The 1,112-nt window shown below is 65.6% G+C and carries 2 protein-coding genes; both read right to left on the bottom strand.

The genetic code is table 11. The features are described from left to right. Position 1 precedes the first annotated feature (1 nt). Positions 2 to 244, bottom strand: a complete 243-nt coding sequence (gene tnpB / locus FS320_RS43865) for an IS66 family insertion sequence element accessory protein TnpB (RefSeq protein ID WP_152718715.1) — start codon at positions 242 to 244, stop codon at positions 2 to 4. Further along, a complete protein-coding gene (gene tnpA, locus FS320_RS43870) occupies positions 241 to 651 on the bottom strand; it encodes an IS66-like element accessory protein TnpA (RefSeq protein WP_152718716.1) in 411 nt (136 codons plus the stop codon). The genes tnpB and tnpA overlap by 4 nt, the downstream gene beginning before the upstream one ends. Between the last annotated feature and the right edge of the window lie 461 nt (positions 652 to 1,112).

Here is a 1,112-nt window from a genome sequence, read left to right on the forward strand (position 1 = left end):
TTCAAGGCAAAGGACGCGGTGCTTCAACTGCTCGAGAGCCTATAATTATGTAGCGGCCAGGAACCGCAAAGCGCTGGAACTCCACCGTCAGCGATCCCGCCGCCACATAATCTCTCACGACGCATAAATGCGGATCGCGCTTGAGCGTCTCCTGCACCAGCAGGGAGAGGCCGCCGAAGCCTTTGCGCATGTCGGTGTGGCCGGTGGCGAGCCACACGCGCACACCGGTCGGCACCGGGATCATGCCAGGCTCTCCATCACCTGCAGCACCCGCCGCAGCGCCTCGGCATCGACGTCGCGGTCCACGCGAATGCAGCGCCCGCGGCCCAGGACGATCTCGATCAATCCGATGCGCCGCGGTGGTGATGCAGCCGACGGGGCCTGGGCTGGGACGGGTGTGATCTCGACCGGCATGAAGCTCGGACCGGCGTCGCCAAGTCGCCCTTCGCGGGCCAGCCGGCGCCAGGTGAAGACGACGCTGGGCGCGAGACCATGGCGGCGGGCCACTTCGGTCACCGTCACACCCGGCTGCATCGTCTCTTCCACGATCCGCGCCTTCTCATCCGTCGGCCAGCGCCGGCGTCCGCCGGCTCCTGTGATCACTTCCAGGCGCCGCACGGGTCGGGGCGGCTCAAGCATATGGTCAACCATCGATACAAAACGATCCCCAAGCAGAGATCGTCAGTCTCGCCCCTCAGACATGCGAACGTAAGGTGGGTTCAGAACACCGCTTACCCTATCTCACCGTCGTGCGCCGGCACGCCATCGGGGGGAGAGGCCCCCGTCGGGCAGGCCGCGGGGCTGTTGCCGCTCACGGTGCCGGAAGTGCGCCGCTTGCTCTGGCATCTGGTGTGGGAGCGGCCGCCTTCGGTTAAGGCCGTCGAGCATTGGTCCGTCTGGCGTCGGCGTCATCAGCAGCGGGCGCGAGAATGCCACTGGCGCAAACGCACCCGACACCGACGCAAGGCCCGGCTGTAGTACTAAATGTTTGGTAGCGGAACGTTGTTGGGATCGGGTGCGTTACGCCATTGAGGAGTACACTTGGCGCTTTGACGGCCTGCGACGCCGAGCTTCTCACCGCAGGAGGACGTGATGCACTCCCTTCATCCGCA

Origin of the sequence: Microvirga tunisiensis (assembly GCF_009296175.1) — a bacterium.
GTDB lineage: Bacteria > Pseudomonadota > Alphaproteobacteria > Rhizobiales > Beijerinckiaceae > Microvirga > Microvirga tunisiensis.

Coding starts and splice junctions, on each gene's coding strand:
- tnpB (WP_152718715.1), bottom strand. CDS start 244: ATGATCCCGGTGCCGACCGGTGTGCGCGTGTGGCTCGCCACCGGCCAC.
- tnpA (WP_152718716.1), bottom strand. CDS start 651: ATGGTTGACCATATGCTTGAGCCGCCCCGACCCGTGCGGCGCCTGGAA.